Raw genomic sequence first — 19,359 nt, 5'->3', positions numbered from 1 at the left:
CCATGTCTACTGTTTTGGCTCCCGCACTCTTCGACGAGGTCGAAGAGGCGCTAAAGGACGTCGTCGATCCCGAGCTTGGCGTCAATATTGTTGATCTTGGCCTGATCTACGATTTGAGTTGGGATCCCGAGAACAATGCGCTCATCATCAGCATGACGTTGACTTCCGCTGGTTGTCCCTTGACCGACGTAATTGAAGAGCAGATTGCACAATCTCTGGACAACGTTGTTGAAGCGTTCCGTATCAATTGGGTCTGGATGCCGCCGTGGGGCCCAGAAAAGATCACCGATGACGGGCGTGACATGATGCGCGCGCTGGGATTCTCGATCTAGTTCGCTGCTTCGCTAGCGGGAAACCGGTTCGACCGCACTGTGCCGCAGCACTGCACTCCAGGTTACGGAGAGTATGGCTGCGGCCAAGATGATCTTGGTAGCGGCACCCAGTAAGAACGGGGTGAGTCCGACTTCGATAAGGCTAGAGATCGATGTCGACTGCCCTCTAGCGTGGAACGCGACAGACAGACCTATCAGCCCGCAAATGAATGTGACGGCAATTGCGAGACTCGCTCCGACTAGCGCGCGAATAAAGGTTCGGTCCCATTGCCGCTCGGCGAAGAGTCCAGCGATTGCCGCGCAAAATACATAGCCAATGAGGTACCCACCTGTTGGTCCTGTGAGTACCGTGATTCCTGCCTCGCCGCCGCTGAAGATGGGCAAGCCTATTGCTCCTAGACCCACATACACAACCATGGCAAGAGCACCGCGGAGAGCTCCCAGAGCCATTCCGACCAGTAGTACAGCGAGTGTTTGAGCCGTGAGGGGCACCGGATCTAGCGGCACGACGAACTGTGCCAAGATTGCGGTAAGCGCCGCACCCGCGACAATGAAGGTCACGCTGGACACGAAATTCTGACCGAAAACTTGATCGATTATGGTTGCGGGTAACCTGACGGGTTTCTTGCTCATAGCGGAGCGCTCCGGATCAGTAAAATTCTGACTGCACTGTGCAGCCAACGCTAGGAAGTAGACTAGTTGGTTGGTGCTGTCGCCCACTAACCCCAACCCCCAAGATTTGGATGTTTTGCCGTGCTTGCTGTGCATGATCTCGAGTTGCGCGTTGGCGCACGCATGCTGATGCAGGGCGTCAATTTCAGAGTCGATCGCGGCGACAAAATCGGGCTGGTCGGGCGAAACGGTGCCGGCAAGACAACCCTCACGAAAACGCTTGCCGGAGAACTTGAGTCCACCGACGGATCAATCGAACGTACCGGGGAGATCGGCTACTTGCCGCAGGACCCCCGCTCCGGAAACCCTGAAGATCTCGCGCGTACTCGCATTCTTGACGCCAGAGGGCTCGGCAGCATCGTGCTGAAGATGCGCCAAGCTCAAGACGAGATGGGAAGCAGCGATCCAGAAATCAGCGCTGCCGCCATGGATCGATACGGCAAGTTGGATGACCGCTTCTTATCCCTAGGGGGGTATGCGGCTGAAGCCGAAGCGGCATCGATCGCGAGCAACTTGAGCCTGCCGGATCACATTCTCGATCAACAGCTGTCTACGCTTTCCGGCGGACAGCGTCGCCGCATCGAGCTCGCGCGGATTCTATTCTCGGGCGCAGACACGATGCTTCTTGACGAACCAACAAACCACCTCGACGCCGATTCGGTTGTGTGGCTTCGAGAATTCTTGAAGAACTTCGGTGGCGGTTTGATCGTGATTAGCCACGATGTTGAGCTCGTCGAAGACACCGTGAACAAGGTCTTTTACTTGGATGCCAACCGGCAGCAAATCGATCAATACAACATGGGCTGGAAGCATTACCTTCGCCAGCGCCAGTCTGACGAAGAGCGTCGCCGAAAGGAACGCGCCAACGCAGAGAAGAAGGCGAGCACGCTGCAAGCTCAGGCCGCTAAATTCGGTGCAAAAGCGTCAAAGGCTGCTTCTGCCCACCAGATGGTTGCTCGAGCAGAAAAATTGCTTGCCGGTCTCGATGACGTGCGCGCCAACGATCGGGTTGCCGCACTCCGTTTCCCCGACCCAGCGCCCTGCGGTCGTACGCCGCTCATGGGCTACAACCTCAGCAAGAGCTACGGCTCGCTTGAAATCTTCGCATCCGTCGATCTCGCGATCGACCGCGGCTCGAAAGTAGTAATCCTGGGCTTCAACGGTGCAGGAAAGACCACGTTGTTGCGGATGCTCGCCGGCGTCGACAAACCAGACACCGGGCATATTGAGCCTGGCCACGGCCTTCGCATCGGTTACTACGCCCAGGAGCACGAGACAATCGACGTTAAGCGTTCGGTTCTCGAAAACATGGTGTCGTCGTCTCCTCACATTACGGAGATGGAAGCCCGCCGGGTTCTCGGTTCATTCCTGTTCACCGGTGATGACTCAGCAAAGCTTGCTGGCGTTCTCTCTGGTGGAGAGAAAACCAGACTCGCACTGGCCATGATCGTTGTCAGTGGCGCAAACGTACTTCTTCTCGATGAGCCCACCAACAACCTTGACCCCGCGAGCCGCGAGGAAATCTTGGGCGCGCTGTCGAACTACAAGGGCGCCGTTGTGCTTGTGAGCCACGATGAGGGTGCCGTCCAGGCCCTTAACCCCGAACGCGTTCTGATTCTGCCTGACGGAATCGAAGACCACTGGAATAAGGACTACGCGGACCTCATCTCGCTGGCGTAGCATTGCTCGGCCGAGCTTCGTCATCCAGACTTCAGGTACGACACGCCTGCGAGGCTAGCTAGGCGTCGAGAATCGCGTCTTCGATCTCGGCATCCGTTGGGCCGCGGTCTTCCGCTTTTCGTTTGCGTTTGTCAGCACGCTCGCGTTCCGCAGGATCCGCTTCATTGATGAGACGGTACTCCTGCCGGACTGCCCAGCCGAGCCCGATAAAGGCCAGAACTCCAAAAGCTACCCACTGAAACGCATACGACAGGTGAGCGCCTTCATCCAGAAGCGGTTTCGGATAGGCAATCGGCATTTCAGCGACGCTGGGGGACTCAGAGGCAAGAAGGCCGTACCCGCCGATATACGTTTCTTCGTCAAGAAGGTTCGCGATCGTTGGTAAGTGAATCGTTGCGACTTGGCCAGCAGGTGCTGACCGACCCTGAACGGTGGGCTCACCGGGTTTGAGGCGGACCACAATATCGATTGCGCCCGATGGGGGAGTCGGCACGGCATCCGGTGAATCTTGGCTATTACCCGCAGGAACCCAACCACGATCGACGATGATGACACGGCCGCTCTCAAGCTTGAACGGCACAAGGATCTCGAAACCGGGCTGACCGGAATACGGGCGCCCGCGAACCAACAGTTGTTCGTTCTCCAAGTACTGACCGCTGACCGCCACAGACATCCACTTATTGTGGATATCAAAATCAGCGAGTTCCGGCATCAGACTGTCGAGTTGTTGAGGCGCCGCATCCCAGTTCTCGCTGACTCGAGCGACTTCAGCCGCGGCTTCTTCGCGGCGGTCAAACTGCCAATGCGAGAGAAACACGCAACCAATCGCAAATGCGACAACTAAAGCCAGGTAGCCAAACCATCTCTGCGAGAACGCGAAGCGCCACTTTTTCACTGTGATGCACCATCCGGTACAACGGTTGCGGGATGTGCTAACTCGCTAACCACAACCGGAAAGCCTCGAGTGCTGAGGTAATCATTGAGGTAGTCGACATGTTCGTCACACGCCAACCAAATCTTGACCCTCTCAAGACCGTGGATGCGGGGGTTGCGCCAATTGACGTTCCAGCGAGCATCCAACAAACATCCTGCTCGTGAGCACTGCGAGGTTACTGGGCCGTTCTCTCCGATCAACGAGCTGCCTCGTCTGACGAGTTCGAATCGCTCGAGGAGTTGATCGAGCCAATGGCGAATTGACCTGGCGTATTAATCGAGCCGGATCGACTCGAATTAACGTTCGCCAGGACAACGGCGATGTAGGGCAAGACGACCGCACCGAGAATCGGAAGTACGAGCCACCAGCCCCGAACGAAGACGCACAAGAGAACACAGACAACTCGGATCGCCATAGCGATCGAGTAATTGACCATGCGTCGATGGCGCTCGTCATCGGGTCGTTCAGGGAGCGAGGTAATCGACTCAGGACTGGTCATGGGCTTTCTTAGGTATCGAGGAAGGTAGACCTAAGCCTACGCCGCTGTTCGCGACTATATGCTGGGAACCATGAGCACCACAGCATCTCCATCACGGATCGTTCTTGTTACCGGCGGCAATCGCGGTATTGGCCGGGCTATTGCCGAAGAGTTTGTTGCTCAGGGGCACAGAGTCGCCGTGACTGCGCGTACTGGGTCCGGACCGGAAGGCACGCTCACTGTGATCGCCGACGTTACCGATCCGGCGAGCATTGATGCTGCCTTCACTGAAGTCGAAGCACAACTTGGTCCGGTTGAAGTCGTAGTAGCGAATGCGGGGATTACGCGTGACATGCTCTTGATGCGTATGAGCGATGACGACTTTACTCAAGTGATCGACACCAACCTCTCCGGTGCGTTCCGGGTGGTCAAGCGCGCATCCAAGGGCATGATGAAAGCACGGTTTGGGCGCATCATTCTTGTTTCGAGTGTCGTAGGTCTTCTCGGTTCTGCTGGTCAGGTCAATTACTCAGCGTCGAAGAGTGGACTCATTGGTCTTGCTCGCTCAGTGACGCGCGAATTAGGCAGTCGGGGTATCACTGCCAACGTCGTTGCTCCCGGATTCATAGAGACCGATATGACGGCTGCGCTGCCGGCTGAACAGCAGGATGCGTACCTCAAACAGATCCCGGCAAGTCGCTTCGCCCAGCCTCAAGAGGTCGCCCGAGCAATTACGTGGCTCGCTAGCGACGATGCCGCTTACATTTCTGGAGCCATCATTCCGGTCGATGGCGGTCTCGGAATGGGCCACTAAAAGAGCGCAGCCGCACACGCGGTCCGCGCTGACTATCCGCGGAGGCCTAAGAGCGGCAAAATTACGCTCAGATCCCGCGTATCGATGTGAACATCAGCATTGGCGCGCACGATCGGTTTAGCGGTGATCCCCAGCGAGAGTGCTGCCGCGCTCATCATGAGCAAGTCATTAGCTCCATCGCCGACAGCGATGGTTGCCGAGAGGGGAGTGCCTGTCGCTGCTGCCCATTCATGAAGCGCATCCGCTTTTGCCTGGGCATCGATAACGGGGCCAAGAACGTTGCCCGTGAGCTTGCCGCCAACTACTTCAAGTCGGTTGGCGCGTGCGTAGGCCAAGCCAAGCTTTTTCGCGATTGGATCGAGCAGCTCATGAAATCCACCGGATACGGCGGCGACATTTCCTCCGGCCGCAATGACCGCAGCGATCATTTCCTCAGCACCGTGAGTGATTCGGATGTCGCGACCGCAGTCTGCCACCACTGATTCATCAAGCCCAGCCAACGTTGCCACTCGCGCACGCAAGCTCTGCTCAAAGTCGAGTTCACCATTCATGGCACGAGTTGTAATGTCGGTAACCTCGGTTTCGGAGCCCGCATGGGCGGCGAGCAACTCGATAACCTCGTTCTCGATCAGAGTGGAATCTACATCGAGAACAACGAGAAATTTAGCCACAAGTTGAGCCTTTCGTGCCACAGCTTCGGTCGTAATGTGTCGGAACCTTGCAGCACCGCGTTCCAGACTATCGGGATCACTCGAGAGCCTGCCCCGCGAGAGGGCCAGAGCGAATAGGATAGGGGATCATGGCTAGTGTCCTCTCTTTTTCTGATGTATCCGTTACTCGCAACGGCACCACAATTCTCGACTCGATTTCGTGGAGCGCAGAGGCATCCGATCGGTGGGTGATTCTGGGGCCAAATGGTGCAGGCAAGACCACCCTGTTGCAGTTGGCTGCCGCCCAGATTCATCCCAGTTCGGGTGAAGTCGTCGTGCTTGAGAGCACGCTCGGGTCGGCCGATGTGTTCGATGTACGTCCCCGAATCGGGTTCGCATCGACGGCACTGGCTCGTCGCGTGCCCAACAGCGAGCGGGTAATCGACGTCGTTCTCACTGCTGCGTATTCGGTTACCGGCCGCTGGAACGAGCAGTACGAGAAGGTTGACATTCGCCGTGCCCGGAGAGTTCTCGCCGAGTGGAGCCTTTCGCACCTCGAAGACCGCCGCTTTGGAGATCTGAGCGATGGCGAACAGAAGCGTGTACAAATCGCGCGCTCAGTCATGACTGACCCAGAGCTGCTTCTGCTGGATGAACCTGCCGCAAGCCTCGACCTCGGTGCTCGCGAAGAACTCGTGCAACTATTGAGTGGCTATGCGAAGGCAGAAAGCGCACCCGCAATCGTCATGGTTACGCACCACGTCGAAGAGATTCCTCAGGGATTTACGCACGCGCTGATTATCACCGACGGAACAGTGCATAGCGCCGGTAAGATTGACGATGTTGTTACGTCAGAGAACTTGAGCGCAGCCTTTGGGCTTGAGCTGATCATCACAAAAGACTCGGGCCGCTACACGGCGCGGGCCGCCTAAACCTCTGATAGGCTTGTGTGTCGGTCCGCGTGACCGCCTACGTCTTTTATGTAGTCCAGAACTCAGCACTTAATCCAGAACCCAGGGAAATCCAATGAAGTCCGAGACCCACCCCACATACATGCCCATCGTTTTTCGCGACCTCGCGTCGGGCTCAACGTTCCTCACCCGTTCAACAGTGACGAGCGAGAAGACGATCGAGTGGGAAGACGGCACCACCTACCCGGTGATCGACGTTGAAATCTCCTCTGAGTCGCACCCGTTCTACACGGGCAAGCAGCGCATCATGGACTCCGCCGGGCGCGTTGAGAAGTTCAAGAACCGTTACAAGGGCTTCGGCAACTAGTAACACTCCAGTTTCACTGAAGGCGACCGGTATTCCGGTCGCCTTCAGTCGTTAACAGCGACTTCCGCTGCCAATTGCGCCAGCGTCACCACTGGCGACCGCGTCGAGAAACTGGCGAGGCACCTCTGTTGCAGCCGACCTACGAAGAAGTAGCTGCTACTGCGGGAACGAGCGGACGGGCCATTCGCCGTTGGCGACGAAATCATGGTCGCCCTTGGACGAGCGCATGTAGTCCTGAAAACTGGCTGCCTGGTCGGAGTACCACTGGCGTTGACGAGCGTGAAGTTCGGCGAACGGAATGCTCAGCTCCTCGGTGAATTTCACCAGCAGGGCTTGGGCCACGCGTGCGGCAGCAATTGCATCCGAGCCAGCATCATGGGCATCGTCGAGCACTACGCCGTACAACCCCGATGTTACCTCAAGGGTGCGCTTTCCACGACGGTAGCGATCCACTGCCTTGTCAATCACTAAAGGATCAATGACGACATAGGGTTCGGGCAGCGGGTCGATCGAATAACGACGGCACTCCCGATCAAGTAGTGAAAGGTCATACGGCGCGTTGTAGACCACGAGCGGGATGCCGAGACCACAGGTCACTTTCAGAGTTTGTACGATCTCGGCAACAACGATGGAGGCATCGCGACCCTCGGCCCGTGCTCGCTCAGTTGAGATACCGTGAATTGCGGCAGCACCTTCGGGAATTTCAATTCCGGGGTCGGCAAGCCAATCCCAGCGTGACAGTACGCGACCTGAAGAATCGACGATGGCAATACAGGCTGAAACGATGCGGCTGGTTTCAACATCAACGCCAGTCGTCTCAAGATCGAAAGTGGCTAGGGTTCCCGAGTTGCTCATGATCTCAGCGTATGCCGGAGCACTGACAGCAGGAACGCGGCTCGCGGTGATCCATCGCTTGGGCAGCGTTCTCGACGCGCGACACGTCAGATGCGAGCAACCACTCGGCGACTGCCTAGAATTGTGTGAATGAGACCCGCATCGCCGTACGGAGAACTACTCGCCGCTAACCCTTCGAGACACTCCACTATCGACGTGCTCGGCGCAACAACCCACTACTGGGAGTACGGGCCAGCAGATGCGGAGACTGTACTCGTTCTTGTTCACGGTTTTCGGGGGGACCACCACGGACTCGAGGCGGTGTGTGCACACCTTCGCGGCATCCGCATCGTCAGCCCCGACCTTCCCGGGTTTGGTGACTCTGCGCCGCTCAACGGGCACGCCCACGACATCACGGGTTATGCAATGTGGCTCGACGCGTTCATCGGATCTTTGGGACTCAGTGGTCGCGCAGTGCTGCTCGGCCACTCATTTGGTTCTATTGTCGTCGCGGCGGCAATAGCTCGCGGACTTACAACACCGCAACTGATTCTCGTGAACCCAATCGCGGCGCCGGCCCTCGCCGGCCCTAATGCCGTGCTCAGCAAAATCACTCTCGGCCTCTACCGCTTGGCACGATCACTTCCCCTCGCCCTGGGTGCACCGCTGCTCAGCAATTGGCTTGTCGTGAGGGTGATGAGTCTTGCGATGGTAAAGACGCATGACGCCGAACTTCGCCGCTGGGTACATCAACAGCATCACGCGTACTTTAGTAGTTACGCGAATCGTGACAGCCTGCTTGAGGGGTTCGAAGCATCGATCGGCTCAGACGTCAGCATGTTTGCAGAGCAGATTTTGATGCCAACCTTGCTGATTGGTGCACGCAACGATCCGATTAGTCCTGTTCCAGCGCAAGAGCGGCTGGTGGATGTGATTCCGGATGCCCGACTCGAACTTTTCGACAATGTCGGCCATCTCATCCACTACGAACGGCCACGCGAAGCCGCCGAATTAATTGTTTCGTTCCTCAATACAGGAACAGTTGCGGAGTCAGCCAAGTGAAAATTGTTTTTGATTGCCGCTACACGCGCATCGGGAGACATGACGGCATCAGTCGCTATGGTTCACGGCTGGTTGAGGAATTGAACAAGCTGCACCCCGTGACGATGCTGATCTCTGACAAGCGCCAGCTCGAACTTTTGCCCGACCTTCCCTGGGAGCTGGTGAGCTCACCGACAAGCGCTCGGGAACCATTAGTCGCGCTTCAGGTCAATAAGCTCAGGCCGGATGTTGTATTCACACCGATGCAAACCATGGGACCGTTCGGGCGCAAGTACGCTCTCGTCACGACGGTGCACGATTTGATCTACTACAAGCATCCAACGCCGCCCCGCAATCTGCCGTGGCCGGTTCGAGCAATGTGGCGTATCTATCACCTCACTTGGGCGTTCCAGCGTGCACTACTGAACCGTGCGGATGCGCACGTCACAGACTCCGAGACGACTCGCGATCAGATGCTTGAGCACCGACTCACCACACGACCGATCTCTGTGGTGACTTTAGGAACTGACAGCGCTCAGCAGTCTGCCGTGCGCACCGCCCCCACCTCGCGAGAGCTCGTTTATATGGGCTCCTATATGCCATATAAAAACGTGGAACTCATCGCGCGTGCGCTTCACGACTTGCCCGGGTACACCCTGCATCTCATGAGTCGCGCTGATGACGACGTGAAGGCCCGGTTAGCTGCGCTTGCTCCCGAATCCTCGCTCATTTTTCACAATGGGGCGAGCGACGAAGTGTACGCCGAGACCCTGTCACGGGCCACTGCGCTTGTTTCTGCATCGCGGGACGAGGGCTTCGGACTCCCACAGGTCGAGGCGATGGTTCTCGGCACTCCAGTGTTGCTGAGCGACATTCCGATCTTTCGTGAGATCTCCGGGGCCGCGGGCGGCTTCTTTGACCCGGATGACCCAGCAGAACTTGTTCGTGAGGTGCGCGCTCTTGAAGACCCTGCAGTCTGGCAGTCGCGCTCAACACTGGCGCGTACTCGTTCCGCCGAATTCACGTGGGCTAAGGGCGCAGCTGCACTCTCGCGGGTATTGCGCGACGCAGTGGAAGCTCGCACGCAGTCACGCAAGTGATTGGATGAGTGAGCTGGTAGCTCACGCTCTAGTGTGTTGACGACTCCCGACGCGCCAGTACATTCTGCGTGTCAAATGGTTCTCCGCCTGTGGTCTCTGATTCGGCTTCGATAGGGTCATCAAAGTTCACCAGATAGAGAGATCCATCGTCGTGGCGAAAGCTGTGTACCGATCCGTTGACGATGGGTGACCGCGGTCGGTCAGGTGCCACCGCAGCCAGAATGGACGCAATCACTCCACCATGTACGACGACGATCACTGACTTTCCGTGATTGGCTTCAGCAAGTTGCACGAGGGCGGGAAGTGCGCGGTCAATTACCGCTTGCCGCGGTTCACGGCCGGGTACTTCAGTATTTCCCGGATAAAGAGCATCAACTTCGCTATCCGTGCGACCTTCGGCGTCACCATAATTACGTTCGACAACCGCTGGAAGCGGGATCGGCTCAGCCAAACTCGTTTCCGCGGCAATGATTTGAGCGGTCTCCATCGCGCGGGAGAGTGGGCTGGCAAAGATGCCATCCCAGGTACGTCTCGCCAGAAGCTCACCCGTTGCCTTCGCCTGAGCTTTCCCCGTGTCATTCAGGGGTATGTCGCTACTGCCCTGAATGCGCCGCTGGCGATTCCAATCCGTTTCGCCGTGACGTACTAGGTAGATGAACACAGGACTCCCATCGATGGCACTCACTAACTCATGCTCGTGCAGCGCTCAATTACTTATGTACCCAGACGATCGAGCAAACTGCTCAAAATGACGGATGCTCCGCCGTCCAGCTTAACGTCGGCCCGTCGATCTGCCTTTGTTATGCCGCGATTGATGATGATGAGCGGGATCTGCTTGCGAAGCGCACGCTCCACCAAGCGAATTCCAGAATTCACAACCAGCGACGAACCCGCGACGATGAGCGCCTCCGACTGGTCCACGAGCGACGAAGCAAGCTGAAACTTTCGTGGCGGAACGAATTCGCCGAAGAAGACAACGTCAGGTTTCAGCATTCCGCCGCAGACAGTGCAGTCAGGAACCACGAAAGCCTCGACCTCCTGCACCTCCGCATCGCCGTCAGGATTCAGCCGGTTGACTTCAGACTGTTCCAGCCAAGGATTGAGCTGCTCAATGCGCTGAGCGAGAGGAACGCGAGCGAAATATTGCCCACAGCGAAGGCACCGCGCTCTGTCAACGCTGCCATGAACATCCACAACTCGTCCTGAACCGGCTTGCAGGTGCAACCCGTCAACATTTTGGGTAATAACGCCGTTGCTCAGCCCACGCCGTTCAAACTCAGCCAGAGCCAAGTGTCCATCGTTGGGAGCGGATGCTGCAAAGCGTTTCCAGCCCAGGTGACTTCCGGCCCAGTACCGTTTGCGAAAGTCTTCGGCGCTCTGGAATTGCTGGAAGGTCATCGGATTACGCACCGCGGCGCCCTCGCCGCGATAATCGGGTATACCGGAATCGGTACTGATGCCGGCGCCGGTGAGAACGCTGATCAGTTTTCCATCCAGAAGCTCCGCAGCACGATCAATTTCGTTGCTGGCGTTTTGTGTCTGCACACCTCCAGCGTAGACACTGCTAACAGCACAAAAGCCGAGTCGAGACATCCTTGCCTCAAATTCGCGTAGTTGGGAACACACAGTGAATGTCATCCGGGTTACCGAACTCTCTGATCCGCGACTGAGTGATTTCGCTAACCTCACCGATGTTGCGCTCCGGCGCCGCACCGAACCCGAGGGCGGCTTGTACATTGCCGAGTCGTCGAAGGTCATCTCCCGAGCTTTGCGGGCAGGACACATTCCTCGCGCGGTGCTCGTGCTCGAACAGTGGCTCGACGATGTAGCTGAACTGCTCGGTGACTCAGAAACCCCGGTTTATGTGGGGGAGTCCGCATTGTTGGAACAATTGACTGGCTTCAATCTGCACCGCGGCGCGCTGGCATCGATGCACCGACCGCGATTGCGATCCGTTTCAGAACTGATCGAGGGTGCCCGCCGCATCGTCATTCTTGAAGACATCGTCGATCACACCAATGTTGGTGCGGTGTTCCGCTCGGCTGCCGCTCTGGGCGCCGATGCCGTTCTCATCACCCCCCGCTGTGCAGATCCCTTCTATCGCCGTAGCGTGCGGGTCAGCATGGGAACTGTTCTCCAGGTGCCATGGACCCGGCTGGACAACTGGCCAGCGGATGCCGCGATACTCCAAACAGCGGGCTTTCACCTCGCAGCGCTTGCGCTGAGCGACGATTCCATCGATCTTGATACATTCGCCGCGAACGCGCCAGAGCGAGTCGCCCTCATTCTCGGAACCGAAGGTGATGGTCTATCGCGACAAACCATCGAAGCTGCGGACAGCGTTGTTAAGATTCCCATGATGCATGGCGTGGATTCGCTCAATGTCGCTGCCGCCAGCGCAGTGGGAATGTACACGCTTCGCGTGCGCTAGCGCTCAATCGCACCTGAACTGTTAGCGTTATGCGGTGCCGCTGACTCAACGCCAAATCTTTCGTCGCCGACGTATTGTCGTGTTTTCCGTCGTCGGAATTGTTCTCACGACAGCGTTCTACCTCCCTCTCACGCTGCTCGCGCCTCTCGAACAAGTCTCTGCGTCAGCGATCGCTCACCCAGCGCCAGAGCTCGCGGAGCCCGAATTCACGTTCCCGACTTATGGGGCTTCAGCGATCGCTGCCACTGATCGTCCGGGCGTACTGGCACAAGCTGGAAGTAAAGAGGCGCTTCCTATCGCCTCGATTACGAAAATCATCACGGCGCTTGTCGTGCTCGACGTCAAGCCGCTAACAGCTGACGAGTTAGGGCCAACGATCACCTTCGGGGCTGCAGATCTCGACTACTACTACACCCAACAAGCGCAATACGGACTGGTATGGCCCGTTTCCGATGGGCAGCAGTTGTCGCAACGAGACGTCATGAACGTCACGCTTCTTGCATCGGCGAACAATTATGCTCAGTCACTTGCCCTCTGGGCTTACGGCTCTGAAGACGCATTCGTTTCAGCCGCTGCTACTTGGCTCACCGACCACGGGCTAGCAAATACCACGATCAGCGAGGCGTCGGGCATCAAGACTTCGAACACCAGCACCGCTCAAGACCTCACTGAAATCGCGCGCCTCGCGATTTCAACGCCTGTCATTGCGGCGATCGTGGGAACTCCTTCAGTGGAAGTTCCGGGCTTGGGAATCGTGAGCAATCGCAATCAGCTTCTCGGAATCGACGGCGTTGACGGCATCAAGACGGGAACGCTCCTCGACAACTATGCGTGCCTACTGTTCTCTACCGACGTTCCCATCGGTGATGAGATCAAGACATTCGTTGGCGTTGTGCTCGGCGGACCGGACCACCCGACGATCGCTGCGGCAATCCGCACGCTCATTGCGGAGGCAACTGAGGGCTATACAGAAGTGACTCTCGCCAGCGATGGCGAAAAATTTGCCGAATACGACACGCCGTGGGGCGATGACACCACCGCTGTCACTTCAGCCACCATCACTCGTGTTGTCTGGGGAGAAGATGACATCACGATGACGGTGGATGCCGACCCAGTTCGCGTCGCTACCGCAGGCTCAAGCGCCGGTGTTGTCTATGTTCAGATCGGTTCTGAGTCGATTGAAATTCCGCTTCACTTCAGTGACGAAATCGACGGCCCGGGAGCGTGGTGGAGGCTCACGCATCCGCAGAGTTTGTTTTAGTTATCAAATAAACACGGGGCTCACAGGCACTAGCGGTAAGGTTGTTTGATCTGGAGCACCCGCTCGTATGTCACATGGCTGGGAAGTCATACGAAACTTCTGAGGTCACGTGAGTAGTTCTCTCTCAGCCGATCCCACACGTGTAATTAAAACTGGTCCACGCGGTGTCGGTAATCCCATCAGCGAATTCGCTGCCTTGCTTCGCACCGTGCGCGAAGCTGGTCTTCTGCGTCGCAGTCGAGCCTTTTACATCATCACTTTTGCCGTCATCACGTTGGCAATGGTCGCAGCCTGGTTTGGCTTCGCAATGCTGGCCGGCACTTGGTATGTGCTGCTCATCGCGGCTGCCATGGGCATCATCTTCACGCAGTACGCATTCTTGACGCATGAGCTAGCTCACCGTCAGGTCTTCGACTCGAGCAAGCTCAATGACACGCTTGGGCGCCTTATGTCCGACCTCGTTGTCGGCATCAGCTACGCCTGGTGGATGAACAAGCACTCGCGTCACCACGCGAACCCCAACACGGTAGATAAAGACCCTGACATCGAAACTGACTTCATCATTTTCCAGAAGGAAAAAGCAGTCGGCCTCAAGGGAATTACCAAGTTCATGGCTAACCGCCAAGGTTACCTCTTCTTCCCCGCTCTCTTGCTCGAGGGCTTCAACCTTCACTCACACGCTTTCCAAGAGGTGTTCAACCTCAAGAAGAAGGTCGACAAGCGGGCTCTCGAAATCGTCCTGCTCCTCGTGCGCAACATCGGTTATCTCGCGGTCGTTTTCACGTTCCTACCGGTAGGAATGGCGTTCGCTTTCCTCGCGGTCCAGATGGGCATCTTCGGCTTGTACATGGGCGCATCGTTTGCTCCCAATCACAAGGGAATGCCAATTCTGCCCAAGGGATCGAAGGTTGACTACCTGCGACGTCAGGTACTTACTAGCCGCAACATTCGCAGTGGTGTCTTCATGAACCACTTCATGGGTGGTTTGAACTACCAAATCGAACATCACTTGTTCCCCACGATGCCTCGACCGCACCTGCCTCGTGCCGCAGAAATGGTCAAGGAATACTGCAAGACCAAGGGAATCAAGTACACCGAGGTAGGGCTAGTAACTTCCTACGGAATTGTTATTCGTCACCTCAATGAAGTTGGCCTTGGCGCTGACGGTGACCCATTCGATTGCCCCGCAGCGGGCCGAACCGGCTACACAGGCTAAAGAACGCCGCACTACAACGCTGAAGGGCCCCTACCGAGTCGGTAGGGGCCCTTTGACGTTGTATCGAAGCTTAGAACTCCGGACGCTTCGCTGTGATGTTGTCTCCAGACGACTCGTGACGTATTCGACGGAGCACCCAAGGCATAAGGTGTTCGCGCGCCCAACCGATGTCTTCCACTCTCGCTGTGCGCCAACGCCGCGGCGGAAGAGGTTCTGGTTTAAACGGTTCGAGTTCATTGGCAACGTTGAGAGCCTCAAGAACCATGCGAGCTACGGTGTGATGTCCGATAGCGGAGAAGTGCAGTCGATCCGGTGCCCACATGCGCGGATCACCGAGTTCACGCAGTGACCACATGTCGGCGACGACGGCATCGTGCCGATGAGCGATCGTGCGAATGTTCTCGTTATAGATGGCGACTTTTCCTCGCATGCGATTCAGTACTGGCGTCATCCCGATGTCTGGTCCCGTGAATAGCACGACTGTGGCACCGTCGCTTCGTAGCCCGGCAACGAGCGCATCGACTCGGCCAGCTACCTCGTCGGGATCTGAACCGGGGCGGATGATGTCGTTTCCTCCAGCCGAGACGCTAATCAAGTCGGGCTTGAGCAGCAGTGCCGGCTCGAGTTGCTCGGCGTGAATCTGGTTAAGCAGTCGCCCACGGATCGCGAGATTTGCATAGGCAAAGCCTTCTTTGTCTTGCCCAAGAACTTCAGCGACACGGTCGGCCCACCCGCGATTGCCGCCGGGGGAGTTGGGTTCTGGGTCGCCAATTCCTTCAGTGAAGGAGTCGCCAATGGCGACATATCGAGTCCACGGATGTTGTTCTTGCATTCATCCAGCTTGCCTCACATTTTGTCTGTGCGAAACCCGAGTGATTCCTGTGAGCAGCCTGTATCACTTGACCCCCGGATGGGGGCATATTAGGTTTATTCACGATCTTCACATCGAAGACAACATACAACCGTTTGGAGAACACACAATGGGAATCATTGGTTGGATCGTACTGGGACTTATCGCCGGAGCCATCGCTAAGGCAATTCTGCCCGGACGCCAGAGCGGCGGTTGGATTGCGACACTGATCCTTGGTGTCGTTGGTGCACTCGTTGGTGGATTCGTTGGAGGCGCGATCTTCGGAATCGGGCTCGAAGAATTCTTCTCCATCCAGACGTGGCTTGTAGCCATCGCTGGTTCAGTGCTCGTGCTGTTCATCTACGGACTAGTCACGCGCGGCTCACGTCGCTAACTCTTTACTAAGAAAGCAGGCGGCACACCGAGGTGTGCCGCCTGCTTTGTTTAACCGGTTGCGGGAGATTTATCAGCCGCCACCGTGGCCCGCCACCCCGGCCTGCTTAGCGGTTCGAATACTCGGCTTGCGGAGGGGCAGTGAAGCGTCACCGCAGCGTCAGAGGCTCCTGAGAGAATAGGAGCATGGGCAAGCAAGACGGACTGACACGGCACGTGTCGGCACTCGACGTCGACGACAGCACCGCAACCATCCTGCACGTCGACATGGATGCCTTCTTCGCTTCCGTTGAGCTCCTCGATCACCCCGAACTCATTGGCAAGCCAGTAATTGTCGGCCACAACTCGACCCGCTCAGTTGTCACGGCCGCCACCTACGAAGCTCGTAGATACGGCGTGAACTCGGCGATGCCGATGGCTCTGGCGCTTCGACGCTGCCCTAAAGCCATCGTGCTTGAGCCACATTTTGAGCGGTACCAGCACTACTCAGCCAAAGTCTTTGAGATTTGCGATGAACTCACACCAAAGGTCGAGCGATTGGGCATCGACGAAGCCTTCCTCGACGTGGCTGGCGCACGCGCGATCTATGGCTCGCCCAAAGAAATCGCTGCATTGCTTCGCGCGCGAGTCCTCGCCGAGACAGGTTTAGTCTGCTCAGTGGGTGCTGCGGCATCCAAGTATGTAGCTAAAGTAGCGTCGGGTTTGTCAAAGCCAGACGGTCTGCTCGTGATTCCGGCCGACAAGACCATCGAGTTTCTTCATCCGTTGCCCATCTCTGCACTCTGGGGCGTCGGCGGCAAGACCGAGGAGACGCTTCAGCAGCGTGGCTTCTCCACCATTGCCCACATCGCCCACGCCGATCGCGAGTCGCTAACGCGAGCAGTGGGGGAGGCCGGTGCCGTGAAACTGCATAACCTCGCCTGGGGCAATGACCACCGAGAGGTCGAAGAGCGCCCGGCAGAAAAGAGCATCGGCCACGAGACGACTTTCGAATACGACGTGCTCGACGCCGACGGGATCCGCAGAGAGCTTCTGCGCCTGTCCGGAAAAGTTGCCATTCGTCTGAGAGCTGCCGGCGTGGTGGCGCGAACTGTCGTTCTCAAATTACGATTCGAGGATTTCAGCACGGTGACGCGCTCCCGCAAGCTGCCTGAGCCCACCGATCTCGGTCGCACCCTTTACGAGACCGTCCGAGGCATTTACGACGAGTTTGTGGCCGAAGGACGTCCCGTCCGCCTCGTCGGTGTGCGCGGAGAACAACTCGTCGACCCCGGAGGAACGCTCATCAGCTTGTGGGACACCACAGACGGCTGGCGTGATGCTGAAGAGGCAATGGAAGCGGCCTCAGCACGATTCGGCAGCGGAGCTATTGGTCCTGCACGGTTGCTAGGTGCTGAACGCTCCGCGCGTCCACGACTCGGCCAGCGCGATTAGCCCGCGCCTGCAGCGAAACTCCGCTGCCGCGACCATCGATGTCAGTCAGAAACGGTAAAGTCTTATCAAGTGAGCACTCCATTGCCTGGCCCAACCGTGGGCACGTTTGCGGCGGAACACCTCTCACCGTCGTACCCGGAGCGCGCCGCCAGAGGCACCGCGTCCAAATTGCGGGCGTGGCAAGCCGAAGCACTCGATCTATATTTCGAACGAGAGCCGAAAGACTTTCTTGCTGCAGCGACACCGGGAGCCGGAAAGACAACTTTCGCACTGCGATTAGCGGTTGAACTGATCGCACGACGTGAAATCGACCGCGTCACCGTTGTCGCCCCAACAGACCATCTCAAGCGGCAATGGGCCGACGCCGCTGACCGAGTTGGGTTGCGTCTCAACCCTGGATTCTCCAACGGCGATGCGTGGGGTGGTCGACGGTTCAACGGAATCGCCGTCACCTATGCGCAAGTCGCAATGAAGGCATCCTTGCATCAAGAAATCACCGATTCGGCGCGGACCCTCGTCATTCTTGACGAGGTGCATCACGGCGGTGATGCGCTGAGTTGGGGCGATGCCATCCACACCGCGTTTGGCCGCGCGACCCGGCGACTCTCCCTCACGGGGACTCCATTTCGCAGTGACACTGCCCCTATCCCGTTTGTCACCTACGCGCCCGACGGCAAAGGCATTCGCACTTCAGTCACGGATTACAGCTACGGCTACGGCCGTGCCCTCAGCGACGGCGTCGTTCGGCCCGTCATGTTTATGGCCTATGCAGGCAAGATGCGTTGGCGCACCCGCATGGGTGATGAGATGGAGGCCCGGCTGGGCGAGGGCGACACTAAAGATGTGACTTCCCAAGCTTGGCGCACTGCCCTTGATCCCCAAGGCGAATGGATGCCGGCAGTGCTTCGAGCCGCTGACCGTCGTCTTAGCGAAGTGCGGCATTCGATTCCGGATGCTGGCGGACTCGTCATTGCTACTGACCAGCTCGCTGCGCGCGCCTATGCGGGACTCATCAAAGAAATTACGGGGGAGTCAGCGACGATTGTCCTCTCTGACGAAAAAGAGTCCTCTGCACGTATCGAGAAGTTCGCGGCAAGCGACAGCCGGTGGATGGTTGCCGTGCGGATGGTGTCAGAGGGCGTAGACGTTCCTCGGCTAGCCGTCGGAGTGTATGCAACGTCAGCGTCGACACCGCTCTACTTTGCTCAAGCCGTTGGGCGGTTCGTTCGCGTGCGCCGACGTGGCGAGACCGCATCCATTTTCTTACCGAGCGTTCCATCGCTGATGCTTCTGGCAGAAAAGCTTGAGCAGGAACGAGATCACGCACTCGATCGTGAGAGCGCACAAGACGAGTTGCTTGACGATAGCCTTCTCGACAGCGAAAACCAGGAAGAGAAAACGAGTGATGAGCTTTCAGATGAGTTCGTTTGGGAAGCAATCGAGTCAGATGCAAATTTCGACCGGGTGCTTTTTGACGGCAATGAGTTTGGATTTGCGGCAGAAACAGGCAGTGATGAAGAGCTCGACTTCATTGGGCTCCCCGGAATTTTGGAACCTGAACAGGTTCGCGAACTACTGCTGCAACGCCAGAAACGCCAGTCTCGGCGCGCCGAAGGCAAGCCAAAAGCAGACAAGCCCCAACCGTTGTATCGAACGCTCAAAGAGCAACGCACCCTGCTGAATAATCTGGTGGGGCGACGCGCGAAACTATCCAACGAACCCCACGGACTCATTCATGCTGAGCTGCGCCGAGTCTGCGGAGGGCCTGCTGTCGCGCAGGCAACGGTGACGCAGTTGCAAACGCGCATCGACTATCTGAGTAAAAGCATGCACTCCTAGGGGGAGTGCCTCTCACATTTCGCAACACGCTGGGCGCCGGACGCGTGGCACCGCAACCCCCATCGCTGTGGTCTTGTGGGTCCATCCGACTGATCGAGCAGCTGCTGCAGCTAAAACAATCG

At 57.5% G+C, this 19,359-nt stretch carries 21 protein-coding genes; 13 read left to right on the top strand and 8 right to left on the bottom strand.

Annotation, left to right across the window (positions count from 1 at the left end; all coding sequences use genetic code 11):
* The first annotated feature begins 2 nt into the window (after window positions 1–2).
* Window positions 3–332: a metal-sulfur cluster assembly factor gene (locus tag AC061P_RS06925; RefSeq protein ID WP_100388990.1), complete on the top strand. Its 330-nt coding sequence runs from the start codon at window positions 3–5 to the stop codon at window positions 330–332.
* A gap of 12 nt (window positions 333–344) precedes the next feature.
* Here the strand turns inward: AC061P_RS06925 and AC061P_RS06920 are convergent, their stop codons facing one another.
* Window positions 345–965, bottom strand: coding sequence for a biotin transporter BioY (locus AC061P_RS06920; RefSeq protein WP_480392148.1), 621 nt, complete (start codon window positions 963–965; stop codon window positions 345–347).
* Between the two features lie 120 nt (window positions 966–1,085).
* On the opposite strand from AC061P_RS06920, the gene AC061P_RS06915 reads away from it, so the two are divergent.
* Window positions 1,086–2,684, top strand: coding sequence for an ABC-F family ATP-binding cassette domain-containing protein (locus tag AC061P_RS06915; RefSeq protein ID WP_449646670.1), 1,599 nt, complete (start codon window positions 1,086–1,088; stop codon window positions 2,682–2,684).
* A 58-nt stretch (window positions 2,685–2,742) separates the two neighbouring features.
* On the opposite strand, the gene AC061P_RS06910 is transcribed toward AC061P_RS06915, so the two are convergent.
* Both AC061P_RS06910 and AC061P_RS06905 read right to left on the bottom strand, forming a co-directional pair.
* A complete protein-coding gene (locus AC061P_RS06910; protein ID WP_480392147.1) occupies window positions 2,743–3,579 on the bottom strand; it encodes an SURF1 family cytochrome oxidase biogenesis protein in 837 nt (278 codons plus the stop codon).
* Window positions 3,580–3,814: 235 nt separating this feature from the next.
* Window positions 3,815–4,117, bottom strand: a complete 303-nt coding sequence (locus AC061P_RS06905) for a DUF3099 domain-containing protein (protein ID WP_449646667.1) — start codon at window positions 4,115–4,117, stop codon at window positions 3,815–3,817.
* Window positions 4,118–4,187: 70 nt separating this feature from the next.
* Between AC061P_RS06905 and AC061P_RS06900 the strand changes: the two genes are divergently transcribed.
* Entirely contained in the window at window positions 4,188–4,910 is a 723-nt protein-coding gene (locus AC061P_RS06900) for a beta-ketoacyl-ACP reductase (RefSeq protein ID WP_480392146.1), read from the top strand.
* Between the two features lie 32 nt (window positions 4,911–4,942).
* Here the strand turns inward: AC061P_RS06900 and serB are convergent, their stop codons facing one another.
* Complete coding sequence (gene serB, locus AC061P_RS06895) at window positions 4,943–5,581, bottom strand: phosphoserine phosphatase SerB (protein ID WP_449646665.1); 639 nt, start codon at window positions 5,579–5,581, stop codon at window positions 4,943–4,945.
* A gap of 128 nt (window positions 5,582–5,709) precedes the next feature.
* Between serB and AC061P_RS06890 the strand changes: the two genes are divergently transcribed.
* Window positions 5,710–6,492, top strand: coding sequence for an ABC transporter ATP-binding protein (locus tag AC061P_RS06890; RefSeq protein ID WP_480392145.1), 783 nt, complete (start codon window positions 5,710–5,712; stop codon window positions 6,490–6,492).
* A 94-nt stretch (window positions 6,493–6,586) separates the two neighbouring features.
* On the top strand, window positions 6,587–6,838 hold the full coding sequence (locus AC061P_RS06885) for a type B 50S ribosomal protein L31 (protein WP_010202510.1): 252 nt from the start codon (window positions 6,587–6,589) through the stop codon (window positions 6,836–6,838).
* 156 nt (window positions 6,839–6,994) lie between these two features.
* Here AC061P_RS06885 and AC061P_RS06880 read toward each other — a convergent pair whose 3' ends face one another.
* Complete coding sequence (locus tag AC061P_RS06880) at window positions 6,995–7,693, bottom strand: 3'-5' exonuclease (RefSeq protein ID WP_449646663.1); 699 nt, start codon at window positions 7,691–7,693, stop codon at window positions 6,995–6,997.
* Window positions 7,694–7,822: 129 nt separating this feature from the next.
* Between AC061P_RS06880 and AC061P_RS06875 the strand changes: the two genes are divergently transcribed.
* Window positions 7,823–8,734 (top strand): alpha/beta fold hydrolase, encoded by a 912-nt coding sequence (locus tag AC061P_RS06875; protein ID WP_480392144.1) that lies wholly within the window; start codon window positions 7,823–7,825, stop codon window positions 8,732–8,734.
* Window positions 8,731–9,813, top strand: coding sequence for a glycosyltransferase family 4 protein (locus tag AC061P_RS06870; RefSeq protein ID WP_480392143.1), 1,083 nt, complete (start codon window positions 8,731–8,733; stop codon window positions 9,811–9,813). The genes AC061P_RS06875 and AC061P_RS06870 overlap by 4 nt, the downstream gene beginning before the upstream one ends.
* A 28-nt stretch (window positions 9,814–9,841) precedes the next feature.
* On the opposite strand, the gene AC061P_RS06865 is transcribed toward AC061P_RS06870, so the two are convergent.
* Both AC061P_RS06865 and AC061P_RS06860 read right to left on the bottom strand, forming a co-directional pair.
* On the bottom strand, window positions 9,842–10,498 hold the full coding sequence (locus tag AC061P_RS06865; protein WP_480392142.1) for a histidine phosphatase family protein: 657 nt from the start codon (window positions 10,496–10,498) through the stop codon (window positions 9,842–9,844).
* A gap of 29 nt (window positions 10,499–10,527) precedes the next feature.
* On the bottom strand, window positions 10,528–11,358 hold the full coding sequence (locus AC061P_RS06860) for a Sir2 family NAD-dependent protein deacetylase (protein ID WP_449646659.1): 831 nt from the start codon (window positions 11,356–11,358) through the stop codon (window positions 10,528–10,530).
* Window positions 11,359–11,440: 82 nt separating this feature from the next.
* Between AC061P_RS06860 and AC061P_RS06855 the strand changes: the two genes are divergently transcribed.
* The 3 genes from AC061P_RS06855 (at window position 11,441) to AC061P_RS06845 (ending at window position 14,721) form a co-directional block, all read left to right on the top strand.
* A complete protein-coding gene (locus AC061P_RS06855; protein ID WP_449646658.1) occupies window positions 11,441–12,244 on the top strand; it encodes a TrmH family RNA methyltransferase in 804 nt (267 codons plus the stop codon).
* 34 nt (window positions 12,245–12,278) lie between these two features.
* Window positions 12,279–13,505 (top strand): D-alanyl-D-alanine carboxypeptidase family protein, encoded by a 1,227-nt coding sequence (locus tag AC061P_RS06850; RefSeq protein ID WP_449646657.1) that lies wholly within the window; start codon window positions 12,279–12,281, stop codon window positions 13,503–13,505.
* Between the two features lie 109 nt (window positions 13,506–13,614).
* Window positions 13,615–14,721, top strand: coding sequence for a fatty acid desaturase family protein (locus tag AC061P_RS06845; protein ID WP_449646656.1), 1,107 nt, complete (start codon window positions 13,615–13,617; stop codon window positions 14,719–14,721).
* 70 nt (window positions 14,722–14,791) lie between these two features.
* Here the strand turns inward: AC061P_RS06845 and AC061P_RS06840 are convergent, their stop codons facing one another.
* Window positions 14,792–15,553 carry an SGNH/GDSL hydrolase family protein gene (locus tag AC061P_RS06840; RefSeq protein ID WP_449646655.1) on the bottom strand — a complete coding sequence of 254 codons (762 nt, stop codon included), beginning with the start codon at window positions 15,551–15,553 and terminating at the stop codon, window positions 14,792–14,794.
* Between the two features lie 148 nt (window positions 15,554–15,701).
* On the opposite strand from AC061P_RS06840, the gene AC061P_RS06835 reads away from it, so the two are divergent.
* The 3 genes from AC061P_RS06835 to AC061P_RS06825 all read left to right on the top strand — a co-directional run bounded on the left by AC061P_RS06835 (window position 15,702) and on the right by AC061P_RS06825 (window position 19,237).
* Complete coding sequence (locus AC061P_RS06835) at window positions 15,702–15,965, top strand: GlsB/YeaQ/YmgE family stress response membrane protein (protein WP_449646654.1); 264 nt, start codon at window positions 15,702–15,704, stop codon at window positions 15,963–15,965.
* A gap of 185 nt (window positions 15,966–16,150) precedes the next feature.
* A complete protein-coding gene (dinB, locus tag AC061P_RS06830) occupies window positions 16,151–17,398 on the top strand; it encodes a DNA polymerase IV (protein WP_480392141.1) in 1,248 nt (415 codons plus the stop codon).
* Window positions 17,399–17,467: 69 nt separating this feature from the next.
* Window positions 17,468–19,237 (top strand): DEAD/DEAH box helicase, encoded by a 1,770-nt coding sequence (locus tag AC061P_RS06825; RefSeq protein WP_449646652.1) that lies wholly within the window; start codon window positions 17,468–17,470, stop codon window positions 19,235–19,237.
* Window positions 19,238–19,359 lie beyond the last annotated feature (122 nt).

It is taken from the genome of Rhodoglobus sp. G.S.4 (assembly GCF_056619605.1).
This window is presented reverse-complemented; position numbering and strand designations above follow the sequence as displayed.